Below are 21,562 nucleotides of genomic sequence, written 5' to 3' on the forward strand. Positions count from 1 at the left end.
CGGACCGCGCCTAGGGCAGTCGCGCGAAGGCGCGGACGGGGAAGGTCGCGAAGTCCTCGACGAGCGGTGGCGTCGCGGTGAAGGCGGCGCCGCTCGCGGGGAGCTGTTCGAGGCCGGTGAGGTGCTCGACCACCTGGATCCCGGCCTCGAGGAGCAGCGAGTGGGCCGGACGCGCGCCGCCGGATCCCGGTTCGGTGTCGTCGATGTTGATGGAGTCGATGCCGACCAGCACCACGCCCTGCTCGACGAGGTACCGGACCCCGTCCTCGGCGAGGTAGGGGGCGTCCTTCGTGTAGGCCTCGGTCGCGAAGTGGCGGTCCCACCCGGTGTGCAGGAGGACGGCGGTCCCGCGCAGCTCGCGGTCGAGGAAGACGTTCGCGCCGATACCGCGTTCCGTCGAGTCCTGGAGGTGGAACACCTCGGCCGGGAGGTCGACGAGCTGCTCGAGCGTCAGGCTCGCGAGGTCGCCGCCGCCGGCGTAGCGGTGGTACGGGCTGTCGAGGTAGGTGCCGGTGTTGCCGACCATCTCGATGATGTCCATCGCGAACTCGGTGCCCTCGGCGTACTTCGGGCGCGAGTCCTCACGGGTGAGGAACGGACGGATCACCGGCTCCGGCAGCCCAGGGTAGGTGCGGAGGCCGGCGCGGATCGGGTGGCTGAGTTCGACGAGCACGCCCGCCGGACGGGGGCGCACGGCGTCCGCATGCGCTGCGCTGTCCGGGACCTCGAGCCCGGCCGCAGCAGCCGCCGCCAGGATCCCGCGGGAGCCCTTGTGCTGCTCGCGCACGATCTCGAGCTTGGTGATGCGGATCTCGCCGACCATCGCGAGCCCGAGGTGCGTGACGAGCAGCCGACCGACCTCCTGCTGCTGCGCCTTCCCCTTCGTCTGCGCGATGGCGGGCGGCAGGTCGAGACGAAAGTCCTCGACGGCGAGACCGCCGCCGTTCAGGAAGCTGACGGTGGCATCGAGGACGGCGCGTTGTTCGGTCATGCCCTCATTCTGACGGGTGCCGCGAACCCTGCCGAGGGATTCCCGGCCATGGGCCACCGATATCCGGCCACGACCGTGCGGTTCCGTCGACTGGACGGCTGAGTGCACTCCACAAGCAGACCTCATGAGGCTTTTGTATACAGGGCTTGCATATCACATACCTCATGCCTATTCTCGATATGCAAGGACGGCTGACGAACCCGTCCGCGGACGAGGAGAGCCCCCATGAAGCACCAACGAACCCTGTCGATCGCCGCTGCAGCCACCACGCTGGTCGTGCTCTCCGCGTGCACGGGCGACGCCGGGGGCGAGCGTGTCGGTCGCTGCGCGATCGCCGACGAATTCGCCGCCGGCACGCCGGTCGACGCGACGCCGTCCGGCGAGATCACCTTCCAGACCACCGCGCTGAAGGCCTCGTTCTCCGAGTACTTCACCGAGCTCATCGAGGAGTTCGAAGCCGCCTACCCCGGCACGACCGTCACCTGGGAGGACGACCCTGGCGACGGCAGCTTCGCCACCCGGCTCGTCGCGGACGCGCAGGCGTGCTCGCTGGCGGACGTCGTGAACATGCCGCTCGCCACCGCCGGCGGGCTCCGCGAACAGGGCTTCCTCGCGGACCTCGACGCAGCGTCACCGGGTATCGGCGCCGACTTCATCCCGAGCCTCTGGGACAGCCTGGTCCTCCCCGGCGACGACCACCACTACGTACTCCCCTGGTACTGGGGGCTCATCGGCCTCCAGACGTACAACACCGAGCTCATGCAGCGCGCCGGGCTCGACCCGGAACAGCCGCCGACCACCTTCGAGGAACTCTTCGACGCGGCCGATCAGGTCGCCGAACGGTCGAACGGCGAGTTCAGTGCCTTCTCCGCGAGTCTCGGTCTGCGACTCCCGCTCGAGTGGCAGCTGCAGGAGGCCGAGGTCATCGCCGACGACGGTTCGGCGTTCGTCTTCGCCGACGATCCGGCCGTGCAGGAGTGGACCGAGCGCATGACGCGACTCGCGCTGGCCGGCGGCATCCCGAAGGACTCGATCGCCTCCGACGACGAGCCCACCGCCCTGTTCACCCAGGGCGCGACCGTCTGGGGGTCACCGAACGCCTCGTCGCTCCGGTACGTGCAGGAGGGCAACCCGGGCGTCTACGAGCACGTGGGCGTCTCCTCCCTCCTCGACCGCCGCGGGACGGCGATCGCCGAGGTGCAGACCATCGGTGTCCCGAGCACGAGCACCAACCCGGCCACCGCCATCGCGTTCGCGCGGTTCCTCCTCGCCGCCGAGCAGCAGAACCGCTTCATCAGCGACCCGCGCATCCAGAACTTCCCGAGCACCACCGAGTCGCTCGGCATCCCGAAGCTCACGGACATCACCGGCACCGCACCCATCGACGAGGCGAACCGTCTCGCCGTCGAGCTCGCCGACGAAGCGGAGATCGTCACCATCGTGCAGTGGAGCGAGGCGGTCGCGAACGCGGTCAACGCCGAGCTCCAACTGGCGCTCACCGGGAAGAAGGCGCCGCGTGAGGCGCTCCAGGCCGCCCAGGACGCGGCCAACCGGGTCATCGGAGCCGATGCTCGATGACGACAGCCATCCACCTCAACGGGGCGGCGCGCTACCGACCGCCCTGGGTGCCGCTGCTGTGGTGCGCACCCGCGCTGCTCATGATCTCCATCTGGAGCGTCGGGCCCTTCGTCGGGACCATCGCGCTCTCGTTCACCGACACGTCCCCGCTCGGCATGGGTGGAGCCTTCGTCGGCCTCGACAACTACCGCTCGATCCTGCAGGATCCCGCGTTCTGGTCCGCGACCGGCAACAGCGTGCTGTATGCGGTCATCGCCGTCCCGTTGCTGGTCGTCCTCCCGTTGCTGCTCGCACAGCTCGTCCACACCCGGCTCCCCGGGATGGGGTTCTTCCGCTCCGCCTACGCGGCTCCGATCGTGGCGTCCGTCGTCGCGGTCGGGCTGGTCTGGCAGAACCTCCTCGGTGAACAGGGGCCCGTGAACACGGTGCTCCAACGGGTCGGTCTCATCCAGCAGGCGGTGCCGTTCCTCTCCGAGGGGTCGCTCATCCTGCTCAGCGCCATCGCCCTCACGGTGTGGCGTGGGCTCGGGTGGTATCTGATCTTCTACCTGGCGGCGCTCTCCAACATCCCCCGTGAGCTGTACGAGGCGGCGGAACTCGACGGCGCCGGCCCGATACGACGGTTCCTCACCATCACGGTGCCGGGCACCCGCCTCACGATGCTCCTCGTCGGGCTCCTCGCCGGCATCGGGTCGCTCCGCGTGTTCAGCGAGGTCTACCTGCTCGGCGGCGCCACCGGTGGCCCGGGAGGCGAAGCGCGGACACTCCCGTTCTTCATCCGCGACGCAGCGCTCGACCCGATCACCGGCAACGCGGGCTACGGCGCGGCCGCGAGCGTGGCGCTCTTCACGCTCACCGCCGTGTTCGCCGTGCTGGCTCAGCGCTTCGGCGGCGAGCGGGACGCATGATCGCGCACATCGGGCAGCCACCCGCGCGACCACTCCTGCGGCGTCGGCGTCGGCGCTGGTCGAGGACGACACCGGTGCGGTACGCGCTCCTGCTCCTCGTGCTGCTCATCTCCGTCGGCCCGTTGCTGTGGCAGTTCATGTCGTCGCTCAAGGGCTCCGGCGAAGCACTCTTCGGACGCGACGCCACCCTGTTCCCGCAGTCGCCGACGCTCGACGCCTACGTCACGATCTTCCGGCAGATCCCCATGGACGCCTACCTGACGAACAGCGCGATCGTCTGCACCCTCACCATCGCCTCCCAGGTGGTGTTGCCGACCGCAGCCGGGTACATGCTCTCCCGACGCGGCTGGCGCGGGCGGCGGGTCACCTTCACCGTGCTGATCGTGTCGATGGTCGTGCCCTTCGAGTCGATCATGGTGTCGCTCTTCCTCATGACCCAGGAGCTCGGCCTGCTCGACACCCTCGTCGGCGCGTGGCTCCCCGGTGCGGTCTCCGCGATGAACGTCCTCATCATGCGGGCCGCGTTCACGGCGGTGCCCGACGAGATCGAGGACGCCGCCTTCCTCGACGGAGCCTCGGAGTGGCAGCGGTTCACCGCCCTCTTCCTGCCGTCGTCCATCGGCGCGATGCTCGTCGTCGTCGTCAACTCCTTCATCACCGCCTGGGACGACTTCCTCTGGCCGCTCCTCGTCCTGCGGAGCGAGTCGTCGTTCACCGTCTCGCTCGGACTCGCACGACTCTCGGCGTCGTCGTTCGGGTTCGACCCCAGGGTCGCGATGGCCGGATCCATCATCGCCGTCGTCCCGGTCCTCGTGGTGTTCATCGTGCTGCAACGATGGTTCCACCGAGGCGTCGCAGCAGGAGGAGTCAAGTGAGTCAACAGTCGCACCACCGCCAGCACCGTCCCGTCCCGAGCGGGGGCCAGTTGCGCTGGCAACAGGACGGCTTCGGCGTGTTCTTCCACTTCGGCGTCAACACCTTCGCCGGCAAGGAGTGGAGCGACGGCACCCTGCCCGCCTCGAGCTTCGATCCGAGCGACCTCGATGTACGGCAGTGGGTGCGCGTGGCGGCCTCGATCGGCGCCCGATACGTCATCCTCACCGCGAAGCATCACGACGGGTTCTGTCTCTGGCCGACCGCGACGACCGACTACAGCGTCGCATCCTCTCCGTGGCGGGACGGCCACGGCGACATCGTGGCCGAGCTTGCAGCGGCCTGTCGCGAGGCGGGCCTCGGACTGGGGCTGTACCTCTCGCCGTGGGATCGCCACGCTCCCGAATACGCCGACGAGGCGCGCTACGCCGAGGTGTACGCCCGGCAGCTCACCGAACTGTGCACGAACTACGGCGAGCTCGTCGAGCTGTGGTTCGACGGCGCCGGGTCCGAGGGGTACACCTACGACTGGCCCGGCATCACCGCCATCATCGAACGACTCCAGCCGCAGGCGATGGTGTTCAACATGGGCGCCCCGACGATCCGCTGGGTGGGTAACGAGAACGGTCTTGCCGAAGACCCGGTGCGGTACGTCGTCGACCACACCGACTTCAGCAACTACACGGTCGTCACCAGCCGGTTCGAGGAGGCCCTCTACCTGCCGCCCGAGTGCGACGTCTCGATCCGCCGCGGCTGGTTCTGGCACCCGGACGACGAGCCGAAGTCGGTCGAGCATCTGCTCGCGATCTTCTACCGGTCCGTCGGACTCGGAGCGAACCTGCTCCTCAATCTCCCACCAGACACTCGCGGGCTCCTCCCCGACGCCGATGTGGAACGCGTGACCGCCTGGGCCGCGGAGCGCGACCGACGCTTCGCACAGCCGATCCCGGGAACGCTGACCACCGACGGGTCGACGGTCACCGTCACGTTCGCGGAGCAGGTCACCATCGATCACCTCCGGCTGCACGAGGACCTCGCAGCCGGACAGCTCGTCGACCGCCACGAGGTCCGGACAGCGGACGGCCGCACGCTCGTCGGAGCCGGTTCCGTCGGCGTCTCGAGGGTGCACGTGTTCGAACCGGTCACCACCGACCGGCTGACGATCGAGCTCGTCCCCGACGTCACCGACGAGGCGGGCCACCCCGAGGAAGCGCCGAACCCGACGCTTCTGGCGGTCACCGCGTTCCACACTGGCACGAGCACCGTCCCCGAGCTGCCGGTCGGATACGAGGCCCCGACGGACGCCCCCGACTGAGCGGGCCGCGCCTCGACGCGGAACTAGGCTGGTGAACGTGCAGGCACTCCCCGAACCACTCGACACGAGTGCGCTCACCCGGCCGCTTCCCCGTCGCGAGGTTCGAGAGCAATGGCGAGCCTTCGTCGCCGAACAGCCCGACGCCCTCGACCGCATCGGGCGGGCGCGCCGGATCACGACCACGATCGGCACGGTGGGCGGACTGCTGAGCATCCCGCTCTTCACGCTGATCGGCGTCCTGGCGCTCGCACAACACGGCGCGGATGCTGCACGACTCGCCTTCGGATTGGGAACGCTCGCGCTGGCCATGGTCACCGTCGCCGTGATCCTCGTCCGGACGACGGTCAGGGTCTGGTCACGCAGGACCATGCGACGCACGCACCTCCGTCTCGTCGCCTTCGCCGAGGCGAACGGATTCGACTACCTGGTCGGCCCCGTTGCGGCGCCGCGCGACATGCCCTGGCGGAACCGCGGTGCACTGAACCTTCACCGCGTCCTCCGAAGCCGCCAACCGCGCGGCATCGAGATCACGAATTACGAGATCACCGGAAACCGGAAGAACCTCGCGGCCCCCTTCGGCGGCTACTGCGCGCTCCGGATACCGATCGCCCTGCCACACCTGGTGCTCCGCGCGCAGGACGGCCGACGCCGCGGCATGAGCGCCGCGAGCGCCCCGGTGGGCACTCAGCGACTGGAGCTCGAGGGCGATTTCGACCGACACTTCCACCTCTACTGCCCGATCGGCTACGAGGCGGACGCGCTCTACCTGTTCACGCCCGACGTGATGGCGCGCCTCCTCGACCACGTGCGCGGCTTCGACGTCGAGATCGTCGACGACTGGCTCCTCCTCGTGACCACCGACGACCTCGTCACGACGAAGGTCGACGATTGGCAGGACATCGCCGCCGCTGTCGACGCCGTGGACGACCGTGTCGAGCGCTGGGCCCGGTGGCGCGAGACCCGGGGCGACCGACGGAGCACCGAGACGGTCGCACCGGCGCCCGACGCGATGGTCGGCCGCGTCAGCACTCGCGGCCGACGCCTCAAGCTCCGTATGAGTACCGACGACATCCTCATGTGGAGCGCGCTGGCGCTCTTCGCTGTCGGCGCCGTCGTCGGACTCCTCCCCTAGCGCGTCCGGACGGGTACGGGTCAGTCGCCGTACTCGTCGAGGAAGGTGTCCGACTCCGCATCGAGCGCACATCCCTCGGCGGCGGCCTCGGCCGGGGTACGGTCGCCGGCGTCGACGATGCTGCTCGCCCGCTCCGCGATGCACCGTTCCATCGCCCGCTCGGCGGCCGCCGGGTCGGCGGCGGTGAACCCGCCCGTCGCTGCGACGATCGCGAGGACCGCTCCGACACCGGCGACGAGGACGGTCCCACCGATCGCGAGCTTCCATCCGAGCCTCGTCGGCTCGGCCGTCCTCTGGTCGCCCGGTTCGTGCTGCTCCGGCCGCGTGAACACATCCGTCATCGGTCGACCCCCGTCGTTCAGTGCGCCACCCCCGGCGCGTCGCCCCAGGCTAGCAAGCGCCGTCGTCGCACCGCACGATCGACGACAGCACGACGCGAGACGGCCTCCCGCTGGTGGGCAGGAGACCGTCTCGGTCGGATCGTCCCGAGGCTAGAACCCCTGGGCCAGGCGGTAGTACGCGTTGTTCCAACGGACCTCGCGCTGGAAGTCGCGCGTGGTGGTCGACTCGTCGATCACGAGGAGCTCGGTCTTGGCGATCTCCGCGAAGTCGGCGAAGACCTCGACCCCGACGGCGGTCGACATGACGGTGTGGTGCGCGGCGCCGGCGGTGAGCCAGGCAGCGGCGGAGGTCGCGAAGTCCGGAGCCGGCTTCCACACGGCGCGCCCGACGGGCAGCTTCGGCAGGGCCTCGATGGGCTGGACGACCTCGACGACGTTCGCCGTCAGCCGGAAGCGGTCGCGCATGTCGCTCATCGCGACGACCACGGCGGGGCCGGAGTCGGCCGTGAAGACCAGGCGCACCGGGTCCTCCTTGCCACCGATGCCGAGCGGGTGCACCTCGAGGGTGGCACGAGCCGAGGAGAGCGTCGGGCTGACCTCGAGCATGTGCGCCCCGAGGATGAGCTCGTTGCCGGGCTCCATGTGGTACGTGTAGTCCTCCATGAGCGAGGCGCCACCGGGGAGGCCGGCGCCCATGACGGACGCGGCACGCACGAGGACGGCCGTCTTCCAGTCGCCCTCCGCGCCGAAGCCGTAGCCGTCGGCCATGAGGCGCTGGACGGCGAGGCCCGGCAACTGACGCAGCTCGCCGAGGTCCTCGAAGCTCGTCGTGAACGCGGCGAAGTCGCCGGCCTCGAGGAAGGAGCGCAGGCCCAGCTCGATCGCGGCGCCGTAGCGGAGCGACTCGTGCCGCTCGCCACCCTTCCGCAACTCGGGGACGACGTCGTACAGCTCCTCGTACTCGGCGACGAGCGCGTCGATGTCGGCGTCCGTCGACGCGTGCACGGCCTCGGCGAGCTCGTTGACGCTCCAGGTGTTGACCTGCACCCCGAAGCGCAGCTCGGCCTCGGTCTTGTCGCCCTCGGTGACGGCGACGTACCGCATGTTGTCGCCGAAGCGTGCGAGCTTGAGCTCGTGCGTGGCCGCCCAACCGGCGGCGGCGCGCTGCCAGGTGCCGACCTCACGCTGGACGCGCGGGTCGGAGACGTGGCCGACGACCGTCTTGCGGGCGACGCCGAGACGCGTCTGGATGTACCCGAACTCGCGGTCGCCGTGTGCCGCCTGGTTGAGGTTCATGAAGTCGAAGTCGATCTCCGACCACGGCAGCTCGACGTTCGCCTGCGTGTGGAGGTGCAGCAGCGGCTTCTGCAGCGCGTCGAGGCCGGCGATCCACATCTTGGCCGGGCTGAAGGTGTGCATCCAGGTGACGAGACCGATGACGCTGTCGTCGGCGTTCGCGTCGAGCATGGCGCGACGGATCGACTCGGAGTCCTTGAGGACGGGCTTCCACTCGATCCGCACGGGGACGTCGGCGGCGGCGCCGAGCTCGGCGGCGATGGCCTGGGACTGCTCGGCGACCTGACGGAGGGTCTCCTCGCCGTACAGGTTCTGGCTGCCGGTGAGGAACCAGACGGTGTAGTGGTCGAGCGTGGTGGTGGGCTTCGGCATGGGTGGGTCTGCTTTCTGAGTGGGTGGGCCCTTCGACAAGCTCAGGGACCGGAGTTCGGTGCGGCGGTCCCTGCCCTTCGACAGGCTCAGGGACCGGGAACGGCGCGGGGACCGGAGGTCGTTCTGGTCAGAGCGCGCCCTGCGGCGCCTGGCCGTAGACGTTCTGGTATCGGTCGAACAGGGCGTCGATCGCCTCGGTCGGCATGGGCTTCGGCTCGCCGAGCTGACGCGAGATGTGCACGGTGCGGGCGACGTCCTCGACCATGACCGCGGCCTTCGCGGCGTCGCGGGCGTCCTTCCCGATCGTGAACGGCCCGTGGTTCTGCATGAGCACCGCGCGCGAGCGGTGACCGGTGAGCGTCTCGACGATGCCGCGTCCGATCGAGTCGTCGCCGATGATCGAGAACGGACCGATCGGGACCTCCCCGCCGAACTCGTCCGCCATCGCCGTGATGACGCACGGGATGGGCTCGGCACGTGCCGCCCAGGCCACCGCGTAGGTGGAGTGGGTGTGGACGACGCCACCGACCTCGGGCATATGCCGGTAGACGTATGCGTGCGCCGCGGTGTCGCTCGACGGCGACCGCTCAGCGCCTGGCGTGCCCGGGATGACGTTGCCGTCGAGGTCGCAGAGGATCATGTTCTCGGGTGCGAGGTCGTCGTAGTCGACGCCGGAGGGCTTGATGACGAAGAGGTCGGCTCCCGGCACCCGACCGGAGACGTTGCCGCCGGTCCAGATGACGAGCCCGTACCGGACGAGCTCGCCGTGCAGCTTGGCGACGTCGGACCGGACGCGCGCGATCGCGACCTCGATCTCGGGCGAGTAGGTGTTCACGCGGTTGCTCCTTCGAGGGCGGTGGTCTCGGTGTCGGTCGGCAGGCCGTCGACGCGGCCACCGAGGGCGGCTCGGCGGATGCGCTTCAGGCGCTTCATGACGTCGTTGGCGCCACGACCGAAGTAGTCGTGCAGCGTCGCGTACTCCGCGTAGAGCAGGTCGTACGCGTCGGCCGCCGCCTCGTTCGGCGTGTAGACGGCGCGGTTCACCTTGCCCATGGCGGCGCTGGCCGCAGGGACGTCCGGGTAGGCTCCGGCGGCGACGGCGGCGTGGATGGCCGAGCCGAGCGCGGGCCCCTGGTCGCTCGCGGTGATCGAGATCGGCAGGCGGAGGATGTCGGAGTAGGTCTGCATGAGGAAGGGGTTCCGCTGCAGACCGCCGGCGACGATGAACTCGGTGACGGGGACGCCCGAGGCGTTGAACGTCTCGACGATCTTCCTGGTGCCGAAGGCCGTCGCCTCGAACAATGCGCGGTACACCTCCTCGGTGCGGGTGGTGAGCGTCAGGCCGAGGACGGTGCCGGAGAGCTCGTGGTCGACGAGGACCGAGCGGTTGCCGGAGTGCCAGTCGAGGGCGACGAGGCCGTGCGCGCCGACCGGCTGGTCCTGGATGAGGGAGGTGAGGTGTTCGTGGATGCTGACGCCGCGCGCCGCAGCCTCCTCGGTGTATCGGGCGGGGACCTGGTTCGCGACGTACCAGGCGAAGATGTCGCCGACGCCGGACTGCCCGGCCTCGTAGCCGTAGAGGCCGGCGATGATGCCGCCGTCGACGACGCCGCACATGCCCGGGACCTCGCGGAGGACGTCGCCGTTCATGACGTGGCAGGTGGAGGTGCCCATGATCGCGACCATCTGGCCGGGCGAGACGGCCTGCGCCGCGGGTGCCGCGACGTGCGCGTCGACGTTCCCGACCGCGACCGCGATGCCCTCACGGAGACCGGTCCACCCAGCGGCCTCGGCCGACAGGGTGCCTGCGGCGGCGCCCAGCTCACCGATCTCGTGCGCGACCTTGTCGTCGGCGAAGCGCTCGAAGGCGGGGTTGAGGGCCGCGAGGAACTCGTGGCTCGGGTAGGCGCCGTCCTGGTAGATGCCCTTGTAGCCGGCGGTGCAGGCGTTGCGGACGTAGGTGCCGGTGAGCTGCCAGATGATCCAGTCGGCCGCCTCGACCCAGTGGTCCATGCGCTCGTAGAGCTCGGGGTCCTCCTCGAGGAGCTGGAGCCCCTTGGCGAACTCCCACTCGCTCGAGATGAGCCCGCCGTATCGCGGCAGCCAGGACTCGCCCCGCTTGGCGGCGAGCTCGTTGATGCGGTCCGCCTGCGGCTGCGCGGAGTGGTGTTTCCACAGCTTCACGTAGGCGTGTGGGCGGTCAGCGTACTCGGGCAGCTCGTTGAGCGGCGTCCCGTCGGCGATGACGGGGACCATCGTGCAGGCGGTGAAGTCGGTGCCGATGCCGATGACGGCGGCGGGGTCGATCCCGGCGGCCTCGACGGCGCGCGGCACGGCGGACTGCATGACGGCGACGTAGTCGGCCGGCACCTGCAGCGCCCAGTCGGGCGGCAGCGCGGCGCCGGTGGAGGCGAGCTCCCGATCCATGACGGCGTGCGGGTAGTCGAGCACCGCCGACCCGAGTTCGGCGCCGTCGGACACTCGCACGACGACGGCTCGGCCGGACAGCGTGCCGAAGTCGACGCCGATCGTGTAGGTCTCGGCGTGGGTGGCGGTCGCCTGCTCGGGGGCGCTGGCGGCCGGGTTCTGCTCGGTGTTCACCGGTGGGACTCCTTCGTCGATCTGGTGCTCGGTTGATTCGCGATGCTGTGGTGAAGCGCGTGTGGGCGACTGCTCGTTCGGGTGGACCAGGGCTGGGCCGCACTCCAGTGTACAACGTTGTATATTGCCGTGGCCACGGACGGGACGAGGCGATCTCGACTCCTGCGATCTCGACTCATGCGAGACCGCCCATCGTCTCGATGACGGCGCGTGCGTCGAGACGCTCGGCATCCGCGACGCCGACCGCGCCCACGGTCCCCACGATCCGGCCCGCGCGGACGGCGACGACCCGGTCGCAGACGGCCGCGAGCGCCGCAGGGTCCTCGCTCGAGACGACGACCGCCCGGCCAGACGCCGCGAGCGATCGGATCAGGGCGCACCGCTCAGCCCGCCGACGTCCGTCCTCGGAGCCGGGGGGGCCCGTCGCACCGAACGGTTCGGCGAGCAGCACGGCGCGTGCCCCCGTGTCCGCGATGATCCGGAGCGACTCCGTGAACTGGTCGGCGTCCGGTCCGCGGTGCACGCCGGGGAGTGCGGCGACCAGGCCACTCGGCACGGTCGTCGCCCGGTAGTCGCGGCGCGGGTCGGCCACACCCAGCCTGACCATCCTCGTGAGGGCGTCCGGGGAGACGCTCGACGGCACTCCGCCGAGGAAGGAGAGGTCGAAGCGGATCGGATGCTCGGTCGTGTAGAGCACCCCCGCGGCGCGCGCCAGGTCCGTCGTCGAGACGTCGGCCACAGCACCGTCGAGCGCCACCGAACCGCGGGTCCGTGCGCCATACGACCGCCCGAAGACGCTCAGCAGCACCTCCCCGGCACCGGAGTCGGGCGGACCGAACAGCCCGAGCACCTCCCCCGGTGCGCAGGCGAAGGACAGGTCGTCGACGACGGTCCGCTCGGGGTCCGCGGGGTGGCTCGCGGTCCAGTGTTCGACGGCGAGGCCGGTGCCCGACACCCGATCCGTGGGAACCGTCGCGGTACCCGGTGTCCACGAGCGGGCCCCGGCCGGACCTGCGGCGTCGAGGGCGAGCGCACCATCGGCCATGGCTTCGAGCACCTCGCGTTCACCGCTGTCGGGAGTCAGTCGGATCGAGGGCGAGTGGGCACCGCCGACGGCCAGCACGGTCGCGGTCGATGCGACGCCCGCCAGCCCGGTGACGGCCCCGGTCGCGAGCAGGACGCCGGGTGCTGGGCCGGCGGCTCGAGGAACTCGGGCCACCTCGACCATCGCCTGCCGCCAGCGCTCGACCTCGTCCGCTCGAAGCGCGGGTCCGCTGTCGTCGATCACGATGAGCGAGGCCTCCGCGGCGACCGCCCTGGCCAGCTCCACGAGCCGACGCTCCACGACCGACAGGGCACCGGCGGGGTCCGCGGGTGACCGGTCGAGCCCGACGATACGCAGAGCGCGGCGGATCCGCGCGGCATCGCTCTGCTCCACGGACGTCCGGTCGGCGGACGGTCCTCGGAGGAGCCGCACGACCGTCTCCCGCAGGCCCGCGGCACGCTCGGAACCGAGCAGCACGTTCTCGCCGATGGTCTGCGACCAGCTGATGGCCTGCCCGGCCGTCACGACGGCCACCCCGGAGGCGCTCGATGCGGCCCGGGACGACAACCGTGCCGGTCGACCGGCGACGAGCACCGTCTCGGAACCGGACGACCTGGTCACGCCGCGCGGGGCGGGAGCCGTACCGGACAACCGCGCGATCAGGTGCCGGAGCGCGGAGACCGGGCCGAGCACGGCGTGCACCGTGCTGAAGGGCACCTCCAGCAGCGGCGTGCCGTCCCGCAGGACAGCGAGCGCCGGCATGGCCGACGAGGACTCGGGCGGGGCGGTCGCCTCGCCACCACGCACGGAGGCGAGGGCACCGGCCAGGTCGCCGGTGCTCTCGCCTCCGTGGTGGATGTCCATGCGTCGGATCGATCCGGGTTCCGCGGTCGCGGACCTCGGGATCAGCGTCCGCCGCTGCGGCGCTTGTTGTAGACGTCGAACGCGACGGCCAGCAGCAGCACGAGACCCTTGACGGCCTGCTGCCACTCGATGCCGAGGCCGATGATCGACATACCGTTGTTCAGCACACCGATGATGAGACCGCCGATGATCGCGCCGCCGATGGTACCGACGCCACCCTGCACCGCGGCTCCACCGATGAAGGCGGCGGAGATCGCCTCGAGCTCGAAGCCATCACCGGCCTTCGGACCGGCGAGGTTCAGGCGGGCCGTGAAGATGAGGCCCGCGAGCGCCGCGAGGAAGCCCATGTTGACGAACAGGAAGAAGTCGACCTTGCGGGTCTTGATGCCGGACAGCTCCGCGGCGTGACGGTTGCCACCGATCGCGTAGATGTGGCGGCCGAAGACCGAGCGGTTCATGACGATGCCGTAGACGAGCACGAGGACGGCCAGCACGATGAGCGTGACCGGGATGCCCTTGTACGCGGCGAGGGCGTACACGAAGAAGCCGATGCCCGCGATGATGAGGACGAGCTTGGCGACGAACCACGGGAACGGCTCGGTCTCCTGGCCGTACTTCTGACGGCCGAGGCGCGTGCGGACCTGCTGCACGACGAGGCCGACGACGGCGATGACGCCGATCCCGAGCGTGAGCGGGTCGATCGGGAAGTCACCGAACACGTCGTTCAGGAAGCCGTTGCCGAGCGCGCGGTACTCCGCCGGGAAGGAACCGATGTTGGCGTTGCCGAGGACCACGAGCGCGAGGCCGCGGAAGATGAGCATGCCGGCGAGGGTCACGATGAACGCCGGGATCCCGACGTAGGCGATCCAGAAGCCCTGCCAGACACCGACGAGCGCGCCGATGGCGAGCGACAGGATGACGGCGATCCACCACGGCATCTGCATCTGCACGGCGAACACACCGGACACCGCACCGACGAAGGCCGCGACGGAACCGACCGACAGGTCGATGTGGCCGGCGATGATGACCATCACCATGCCGATCGCGAGGACGAGGATGTACCCGTTCTGCACGATCAGGTTGGAGATGTTCTGCGGCCGCAGCAGGATGCCGTCGGTGATGACGGCGAAGAACACGACGACGAGCAGGAGGGCGATGAAGATGCCGTTCTTGCCGAGGTCGCTGAGGATGTGGGTCAGCCAGCTCGTGAAGCGGTTGGTGGCCGGGTTGACGAGGCCGCCGGCGGCGGTACCGTCGCCTGCCGGGACGGTGGGTTTGGTGTCCAGATCGGACATTGCGGTTCTCCTTCGATCCGTCCGCGCCCGCGTCAGCGGGGCTTCTCCATGGTCATGAGTTTGAGGAGCGCTTCGGGGTTCGCTTCCTCGATCGGCAGTTCGCCGGTGATGCGGCCCTCGCTGAGGGCGTAGATGCGGTCGCAGATGCCGATGAGCTCGGGGAGCTCGGAGGAGATGACGATGACGCCCTTCCCCTCGGCGGCGAGGCGGTTGATGATCGTGTAGATCTCATACTTCGCGCCGACGTCGATGCCACGGGTGGGCTCATCGAGGATGAGGACGTCGGGGTCGGAGTAGATCCACTTCGAGAGGACGACCTTCTGCTGGTTGCCGCCCGAGAGCTTCCCGGTCTTCGCGAGCACGTTCGGAGCCTTGATGTTCATGCTCTTCCGGTACTCCTCGGCGACCTTGTACTCCTCGTTGTCGTTGACGAGTCCGCCGCGTTCGAGCTTCTTCAGCGAGGCCATCGAGATGTTCCGCTTGATGTCCTCGATGAGGTTGAGGCCGTAGTACTTGCGGTCCTCGGTGGCGTAGGCGAGGCCGTTGTCGATCGCCTCGGACACCGTGCGGGTGCGGATCTCGGTGCCGTTCTTGAACACCTTGCCGCTGATCCGGCTGCCGTACGACTGACCGAACAGGCTCATCGCGAACTCGGTGCGGCCGGCGCCCATGAGGCCGGCGATGCCGACGATCTCACCGGCGCGGACGTTGAGGTTGACGGCGTCCACCATCACGCGGGTCGGGTCCTGCGGGTGGTGGGCGGTCCAGTCCTCGACGCGCAGGATCTCCTCGCCGATGTTCGGCGTGTGGTCCGGGTAGCGGTGCTCGAGGTCGCGGCCGACCATGTCCTTGATGATGCGCTCTTCGGTGACGTCGTTCTTCACGATCGTCTCGATGGTCTTGCCGTCGCGGATGACCGTGACGGTGTCGGCGACCTTCTTGATCTCGTTGAGCTTGTGGCTGATGATGATCGACGTGATGCCCTGCTCCTTGAGGTGCAGGATCAGGTCGAGCAGGTGGTCGGAGTCCTCGTCGTTCAATGCTGCGGTCGGCTCGTCGAGGATGAGGAGCTTCACGCGCTTCGAGAGGGCCTTCGCGATCTCGACGAGCTGCTGCTTGCCGACGCCGATCTCGAGGATCTTGGTCGTCGGGTTCTCCCGCAGGCCGACCCGGGCGAGCAGTGCTGCCGCCTCCTGGTTGGTGCGGTTCCAGTCGATGAGGCCGAGCGGCCCCTTCAGCTCGTTGTTGAGGAAGATGTTCTCCGCGATGGAGAGGTAGGGGCTGAGGGCCAGCTCCTGGTGGATGATGACGATGCCCTTGGACTCCGAGTCGCGGATGTCCTTGAACTCCATCGTCTCGCCCTCGAAGACGATGTCGCCCTCGTAGGTGCCGAACGGGTAGACGCCGGACAACACCTTCATGAGCGTCGACTTGCCGGCGCCGTTCTCACCGCAGATGGCGTGCACGGTACCGCGCTGCACATCGAGCGTGACGTTCGAGAGGGCCTTGACGCCGGGGAAGGTCTTGATGATGTTGCGCATCTCGAGGATGCTCGTGGTCTCGCCTGACACCGTGTCTCCTTACAGGTGATCGTCGTTGAACCGGGCCCTCCGACAGGCTCAGGGATCGGAAGTGATTCCGTTCCCTGAGCCTGTCGAAAGGGGTGTTGCAGGACTGACTAGCCCTTGATCTCGTCTTCGGTCCAGTACCCGGAGTCCACGAGGACCTCCTGGATGTTGTCCTTGACGACGATCTGCGACTCGAGGAGGAAGGACGGGACGACCTTCTTGCCGTTGTCGTAGTCCTCGGTGTTGTTGACCTCGGGCTTCTCACCGTTCAGCACGGCGACGGCCATCTTGACGGCTTCGCTCGCCAGCTGGCGGGTGTCCTTGAAGATGGTCGCGTACTGCTCGCCGGACTCGATGGCCTTGACCGAGTCGAGCTCGGCGTCCTGGCCGGAGATGACGGGCCAGCCGTCGCCCACCGAGTAGCCGGCGTCGGTCAGCGCCGAGATGATGCCTCGCGAGATGCCGTCGTAGGGCGACAGGACCGCGTTGACCTTGCTGCCGTCGGAGTAGGTCGACGTGAGGATGTTCTCCATACGCTTCTGCGCGGTCTCACCGTCCCAACGGAGCGTTGCAGCCTGCTCGAAGGAGGTCTGACCGCTGGCGACCTTGAGGGTGCCCGCGTCGATGAACGGCTTCAGGGTGTCCTGAGCGCCGTCCCAGAAGAACGTGGCGTTGTTGTCGTCGGGCGAGCCGGCGAACATCTCGATGTTGAACGGACCGGCGGGTGCGCCCTCGGTGGGCTTGCCCTCGAGGTCGACGAGGCCGAGGCCGTTGAGGACCGAGTTGGCCTGCTGCACGCCGACCTTGTAGTTGTCGAACGACGCGTAGTAGTCGACGTTCTCGCTGTCGCGGATCAGGCGGTCGTAGGCGATGACGGGGATGTCGCCGTCCTTGGCCTCCTGCAGCACGCTCGTGAGCGTGGTGCCGTCGATCGAGGCGATGATCAGGACGGAGGCGCCCTTGGTGATCATGTTCTCGATCTGCGAGACCTGGGTCGGGATGTCGTCCTCGGCGTACTGCAGGTCGACCTTGAAGCCCTCCTTCTCCAGCTGCTCCTTGACGGCGTTGCCGTCCTGGATCCAGCGCTCGGAGCTCTTGGTGGGCATCGCGACGCCGACGAGCTTGCCGTCGCCTTCGCCGCCGCCCGATCCGCCGCTTGCACCGCCGGAGCAGCCGGCGAGCGACACGATCATCGTGCCTGCGGCCAGCGTGGCGAGGAGCATTCTCTTCTTCACTGTGTGGTTCCTTCCCTAGGGAGTTGCTTGGACGTCATTGTCATGCGCAGGTCGGACGGCTCCGATGTGTCCAGCTCATCGAGGCCGCTCGTCGGTTACGTGGCGTTCGCGGGTGCGGGTGCGGGCGCCTCGTCGTGGTGCCGGCGAGGGTGCAGGGAGAGGTGGCCGGCGGAGAGCCGGGCCGAGAGGGAGCTGTGGTCGGATCGATCGGTGCCGTGGATCGGGAGGCGGCTCATCGCCGACCTGCTCGCTCCATTGCGCTTCGTTCCCACGTCGACTTCCTCGTCACTCCGAATGTGACCGTTCACATTGTGTGTCACACGATAGCCCCAGACCTCCACCTGATGTCAAGTCGGGATGGGTCTCATTTTCATAACCGGCGATTGCCGGGGCATGGTCGCGCTCTCAGCGTGCCCGTGCAAGCACGTGCCGGGGGCGCAGCTACGCCCCGATCGGCATGGCCGGAAACCGGGGATGTGCCCGGCAGATCCCAGTGGACGCCTAGAGTTCGGCGTCGATCGCGCGGATGACGTCCCAGGCGCCGTCCTCGGAGTTCGACAGCACGACGACGTCGATGGCGTCGGCGGCGGTCGGGCCGAAGTAGGTGCGCACGATGCCGCTCGCACCGGGGTTGACGCCGTCGAGGTACATCGATCGCACCTGGCCGTCCTCGTCGACGTCGAACTCGAAGCCGAAGCCGTAGGAGATCTCCTCGTCGACCTCGATCTGCGGGGAGGTGAACTCCTCGGTCAGCTCGGCGGTGAGGATCTTCGCGTCGCGGGCGGCGCGCAGGAAGGTGATGAGGTCGCCCGCGGTGGACTGTGCACCGGCGTCCGGGCCGCCGAGCGGTGGGAACGCCTCGGCGTTCGAGTGCCAGACGCCGTCGTCGTCGACGTCGCCCCCCTCGGCCAGGCCGGGCTCGCCCGTCCGGCGGTCGACGAAGCCCGAGTGGTCCATGCCGAGGAGCGCGAACACCTGCTGCTCGACGAGCTGGCGGTAGGGCAGCCCCGTCACCCCCTCGAGCGCGAGCCCGAGCAGCACGTAGCCCGCGTTGACGTAGTTCGCCTCCTCGCCGGGGGCCGCGAGCGGCTCCTTGTCGGCGAAGAGCGGCAGGAGGTCGGCGGTCTCGCGGATCGACGAGGCCGGGCGCTCCGCCCAGAGGTCGTCGTAGCTCTCGCCGGCGGTCTCGTCGGCGTCGTCGGCGATGCCGGAGGTGTGGGTGAGCAGGTGGAGCAGCTGGACGTCGCGGCGGATGGTGGTGCCGTCGAGGTCGACGTACTCGTGGATCGACTCGTCGAGGTCGATGTGTCCGGCGTCCACCTGCTGGAGCACGGCGGCGGCGGTGAAGAGCTTCGTGATGGAGGCCGTGTCGAAGCGGGTGTCGAGCGTGATGGGTTCGTCGCGCTCCCGCGAGGCGAGGCCTCGGGCGGCCTCGAAGAGCGTCTCGTCACCGCGCTTGACGAGCACGACGCCCGAGAAGTCGGTGGCTTCGATGACGCGGGCGACGCTTTCGGTATCCATCCCCCAACGGTACCCTCGCGGACCCCTCCGTGGCTCCACGCGCCCTGGGGGACCCGATCCGTCGGCGGCCTGAGGCGTGTGCATAATGGGTGCAGCACGAAATGTGACCGTGCACATCGAGGTCCGAGGAATCCGTGAGCGACGACGCCGAACGGGGGCGAGCCCCCAATATCCGTGATGTCGCGCGCCTGGCCGGGGTCTCCCACCAGACGGTCTCGCGAGTGCTCAACAACCACCCGAGCATCCGCGACTCCACCCGCGACCGGGTCCTCGCCGTCATGGACGAGGTCAACTACCGTCCGAACCGGGCGGCCAGGGCGCTCGTCACGAGTCGGTCGCGGACGATCGGCGTGCTCGCGAGCCAGCGGTCGCAGTACGGTCCGGCGAGCATGATCCAGGCGATCGAGAACGCGAGCAAGGACGCCGGGTACCTCGTCAGCACGGCGAACCTGCCCGACGTCTCCGACGCGTCGATCGTCGCCGCCGTCGAGCATCTGCTCGCGCAGTCGGTCGACGGCATCGTGGTCATCGCGCCGCAGGTCCGGGTGTTCCGGGCGATCGAGGAGCTGCAGGTACGGGTGCCGTTCATCGCGGTGCAGTCCGGCGGTGACCTCGACGACCACTCGATCGGTGTCGACCAGGTCGCCGGTGGACGCTTGGCGACGCGGCACCTCATCGAGCTCGGGCATCGGAACATCTACCACCTCGCCGGCCCGCAGGACTGGATCGAGGCGGAGGCGCGCATGCACGGCTTCCTCGCCGAGATGAGCGCGCAGGACGTGCCGACGACCGCGCCGATCCTCGGTGACTGGACCGCCGACTTCGGGTATCGCGCCGGGATCGAACTCATGCGGGTGCGCGACTTCACGGCGATCTTCTCCTCGAACGACCAGATGGCGCTCGGTCTCATCCACGCGATCCGCGACGAGGGGTACGACGTGCCCCGGGACGTGTCGATCGTGGGGTTCGACGACATCCCGGAGGCACCGCACTTCTGGCCGCCGCTCACGACCGTGCGGCAGGACTTCGACGAGCTGGGGCGTCGCTGTGTCGCGCGGTTGCTCGGCAACCTCGAGGTCGACGCCGTCGGGTACCGCGGAACGATCGAGCCGGAGCTGATCGTGCGGAAGTCGACGGGTCGCCCGGCCTTCTGACCCCTTCGAGGTCGCGTCTGGTGTGGTGGTGGTGGTGGTGCCAGCGCGGTGCGCTGACGTGAGCGCGGGTCACACGCGTGAGCGCGCCCCTCTGGAGACCCGCGCTCAGGTCCACGCCCCGCTCCCACGCCGATTCGCGCGATCTCGCGTCAGCGCACCGCGCTGACACCGGGTGAGCACATCTCACGTCGGCGCACCGCGCTGACCACCAGGCCGACAGCACCCAGGGTGACGATCACCAGGCGGCGGGGTCCGCGATGAGTCGATCGAACGCGAGTTCCGCGGCACCGATGAGCAGGAGGTCCTGGCCGAGTTCCGCGCGCACGATCGAGACGTCCTCGAACGGCGGGACGAGCGCCCGCTCACGGACCGCATCGTGCAACTCCTCCGACGCCAGTTCGAGCACGATCCCGAGATGCCCACCGAGGACGACGAGTTCGGGGTCGAGGATGTTCACCGTCCCGGCGAGCGCCCGTCCGAGCGTCCTGGCCTGCCGGACGACCTCCTCCCGCATCGCCCCGGCCGGATCGGCCGCGATGCCCTCGGCGAGCGCCGCTTCGAGGACCGCGTCGTCCCCGGCGGCGAGACCGGCGACACGGAGGAGCTCGCTGCGTCGCACGGCGTCTTCGAGCGCATTGCCGGCGGTCGTCGCCGAGGTGTGGCCGAACTCCCCCGCGTAGCCGCGCGCACCACCGACGGGTCGGCCGCCGGCGATGATGCCACCACCGATACCGCTCGCGCCACCGTTCAGGTAGACGAGGTCGTCGATACCGCGGCCCGCCCCGAAGGTCCGCTCCGCCCGGGCGCCGAGACTCGCGTCGTTGGCCGCGAACACCGCACGACCGGTCGCGGCACGCAGCCGTTCGACCAAGGGCTCGTCGACCCACCCGAGGTGCGGTGCGAGCCGGACGACCCCGTCGGCGTCCCGGACGAGACCGGGGACCGCCAGCCCGATCCCACCGCCGCCGCGAGCTTCTTCGGGCAGGCGGTCGGCGAGTTCCGCGACCAGTTGCGCGATGATCGCCGTCGCCTCGGCCGCCGTCGGTGTCGTGTCGACCTCGCGACGCACGCGCTCGAGGACCTCGCCGCCGAGTCGCACGGCCGCCACCGTGATCGCGTCGAGTTCCGGGTTCGCTGCGAAGGCGACGGCTCGCGGGCCGGCTGAGACGAGTGGCGACGGCCGGCCGACACCCTGCCCACCGACCGGGACGGACTCCGTGACGATACCGATCGAGGCGAGTTCCGTGACGAGCGCGGCGACCGTGGACCGGTTGAGCCCGGTCGTCCTCGTGAGCGCCGACCGCGACTGCACGCCGCCCTGATGCACGAGCTCGACGATCCGGCCGAGGTTGCGACGGCGCACCGAGTCGAGTCCGCTCCCCATGCCGGATCCGCCCGCTGGACCCGCCCCGACCGCTGTCGACTCGCTCACACGCACACCCTCTGCTCGATCCCTCCAGTGTCCCCTATCCG

At 69.3% G+C, this 21,562-nt stretch carries 18 protein-coding genes; 6 read left to right on the forward strand and 12 right to left on the reverse strand.

Features of this window, described 5'->3' with window-relative positions:
• Positions 1–10 precede the first annotated feature (10 nt).
• On the reverse strand, positions 11–991 hold the full coding sequence (locus A4X17_RS07170; protein WP_064294986.1) for a cyclase family protein: 981 nt from the start codon (positions 989–991) through the stop codon (positions 11–13).
• 225 nt (positions 992–1,216) lie between these two features.
• Here A4X17_RS07170 and A4X17_RS07175 point away from each other — a divergent pair, with 225 nt between their 5' ends.
• The 5 genes from A4X17_RS07175 to A4X17_RS07195 are packed head-to-tail and all read left to right on the forward strand — an operon-like array spanning position 1,217 to position 6,797.
• Positions 1,217–2,569, forward strand: coding sequence for an extracellular solute-binding protein (locus A4X17_RS07175; protein ID WP_064294987.1), 1,353 nt, complete (start codon positions 1,217–1,219; stop codon positions 2,567–2,569).
• Positions 2,566–3,477, forward strand: a complete 912-nt coding sequence (locus A4X17_RS07180) for a carbohydrate ABC transporter permease (protein WP_064294988.1) — start codon at positions 2,566–2,568, stop codon at positions 3,475–3,477. Before A4X17_RS07175 ends, A4X17_RS07180 begins: the two co-directional genes overlap by 4 nt.
• Positions 3,474–4,352, forward strand: coding sequence for a carbohydrate ABC transporter permease (locus tag A4X17_RS07185; protein WP_064294989.1), 879 nt, complete (start codon positions 3,474–3,476; stop codon positions 4,350–4,352). Before A4X17_RS07180 ends, A4X17_RS07185 begins: the two co-directional genes overlap by 4 nt.
• Positions 4,349–5,665: an alpha-L-fucosidase gene (locus A4X17_RS07190; RefSeq protein WP_064294990.1), complete on the forward strand. Its 1,317-nt coding sequence runs from the start codon at positions 4,349–4,351 to the stop codon at positions 5,663–5,665. Before A4X17_RS07185 ends, A4X17_RS07190 begins: the two co-directional genes overlap by 4 nt.
• A 37-nt stretch (positions 5,666–5,702) precedes the next feature.
• Positions 5,703–6,797 (forward strand): hypothetical protein, encoded by a 1,095-nt coding sequence (locus A4X17_RS07195; protein ID WP_121293797.1) that lies wholly within the window; start codon positions 5,703–5,705, stop codon positions 6,795–6,797.
• A 20-nt stretch (positions 6,798–6,817) separates the two neighbouring features.
• Here the strand turns inward: A4X17_RS07195 and A4X17_RS07200 are convergent, their stop codons facing one another.
• The 10 genes from A4X17_RS07200 to A4X17_RS07240 all read right to left on the reverse strand — a co-directional run bounded on the left by A4X17_RS07200 (position 6,818) and on the right by A4X17_RS07240 (position 18,935).
• The gene (locus tag A4X17_RS07200) at positions 6,818–7,138 is read right to left on the reverse strand and encodes a hypothetical protein (protein ID WP_064294992.1); all 321 of its coding nucleotides are present in this window, start codon (positions 7,136–7,138) and stop codon (positions 6,818–6,820) included.
• Between the two features lie 150 nt (positions 7,139–7,288).
• Positions 7,289–8,806, reverse strand: coding sequence for an L-arabinose isomerase (araA, locus tag A4X17_RS07205; RefSeq protein WP_056014267.1), 1,518 nt, complete (start codon positions 8,804–8,806; stop codon positions 7,289–7,291).
• Positions 8,807–8,933: 127 nt separating this feature from the next.
• Positions 8,934–9,641 carry an L-ribulose-5-phosphate 4-epimerase gene (locus A4X17_RS07210; RefSeq protein ID WP_064294993.1) on the reverse strand — a complete coding sequence of 236 codons (708 nt, stop codon included), beginning with the start codon at positions 9,639–9,641 and terminating at the stop codon, positions 8,934–8,936.
• Positions 9,638–11,335 carry a ribulokinase gene (gene araB / locus A4X17_RS07215; protein ID WP_064295023.1) on the reverse strand — a complete coding sequence of 566 codons (1,698 nt, stop codon included), beginning with the start codon at positions 11,333–11,335 and terminating at the stop codon, positions 9,638–9,640. The genes A4X17_RS07210 and araB overlap by 4 nt, the downstream gene beginning before the upstream one ends.
• A gap of 247 nt (positions 11,336–11,582) precedes the next feature.
• The gene (locus A4X17_RS07220) at positions 11,583–13,316 is read right to left on the reverse strand and encodes a hypothetical protein (protein WP_064294994.1); all 1,734 of its coding nucleotides are present in this window, start codon (positions 13,314–13,316) and stop codon (positions 11,583–11,585) included.
• Positions 13,317–13,357: 41 nt separating this feature from the next.
• Complete coding sequence (gene mmsB / locus A4X17_RS07225) at positions 13,358–14,611, reverse strand: multiple monosaccharide ABC transporter permease (RefSeq protein ID WP_064294995.1); 1,254 nt, start codon at positions 14,609–14,611, stop codon at positions 13,358–13,360.
• Positions 14,612–14,643: 32 nt separating this feature from the next.
• Complete coding sequence (gene mmsA / locus A4X17_RS07230; protein ID WP_064295024.1) at positions 14,644–16,152, reverse strand: multiple monosaccharide ABC transporter ATP-binding protein; 1,509 nt, start codon at positions 16,150–16,152, stop codon at positions 14,644–14,646.
• Positions 16,153–16,289: 137 nt separating this feature from the next.
• Entirely contained in the window at positions 16,290–17,402 is a 1,113-nt protein-coding gene (gene chvE / locus A4X17_RS07235; protein ID WP_064294996.1) for a multiple monosaccharide ABC transporter substrate-binding protein, read from the reverse strand.
• A 107-nt stretch (positions 17,403–17,509) separates the two neighbouring features.
• A complete protein-coding gene (locus A4X17_RS19185) occupies positions 17,510–17,650 on the reverse strand; it encodes a hypothetical protein (protein ID WP_153303513.1) in 141 nt (46 codons plus the stop codon).
• Between the two features lie 265 nt (positions 17,651–17,915).
• Complete coding sequence (locus A4X17_RS07240) at positions 17,916–18,935, reverse strand: serine hydrolase (protein ID WP_064294997.1); 1,020 nt, start codon at positions 18,933–18,935, stop codon at positions 17,916–17,918.
• Between the two features lie 134 nt (positions 18,936–19,069).
• Between A4X17_RS07240 and A4X17_RS07245 the strand changes: the two genes are divergently transcribed.
• The gene (locus A4X17_RS07245; RefSeq protein WP_064294998.1) at positions 19,070–20,089 is read left to right on the forward strand and encodes a LacI family DNA-binding transcriptional regulator; all 1,020 of its coding nucleotides are present in this window, start codon (positions 19,070–19,072) and stop codon (positions 20,087–20,089) included.
• A gap of 235 nt (positions 20,090–20,324) precedes the next feature.
• On the opposite strand, the gene A4X17_RS07250 is transcribed toward A4X17_RS07245, so the two are convergent.
• The gene (locus A4X17_RS07250; RefSeq protein ID WP_231884320.1) at positions 20,325–21,521 is read right to left on the reverse strand and encodes an ROK family protein; all 1,197 of its coding nucleotides are present in this window, start codon (positions 21,519–21,521) and stop codon (positions 20,325–20,327) included.
• Positions 21,522–21,562: the final 41 nt, after the last annotated feature.

It is taken from the genome of Plantibacter sp. H53, assembly GCF_001650455.1.
GTDB classification, from domain to species: Bacteria; Actinomycetota; Actinomycetes; order Actinomycetales; family Microbacteriaceae; genus Plantibacter; species Plantibacter flavus_A.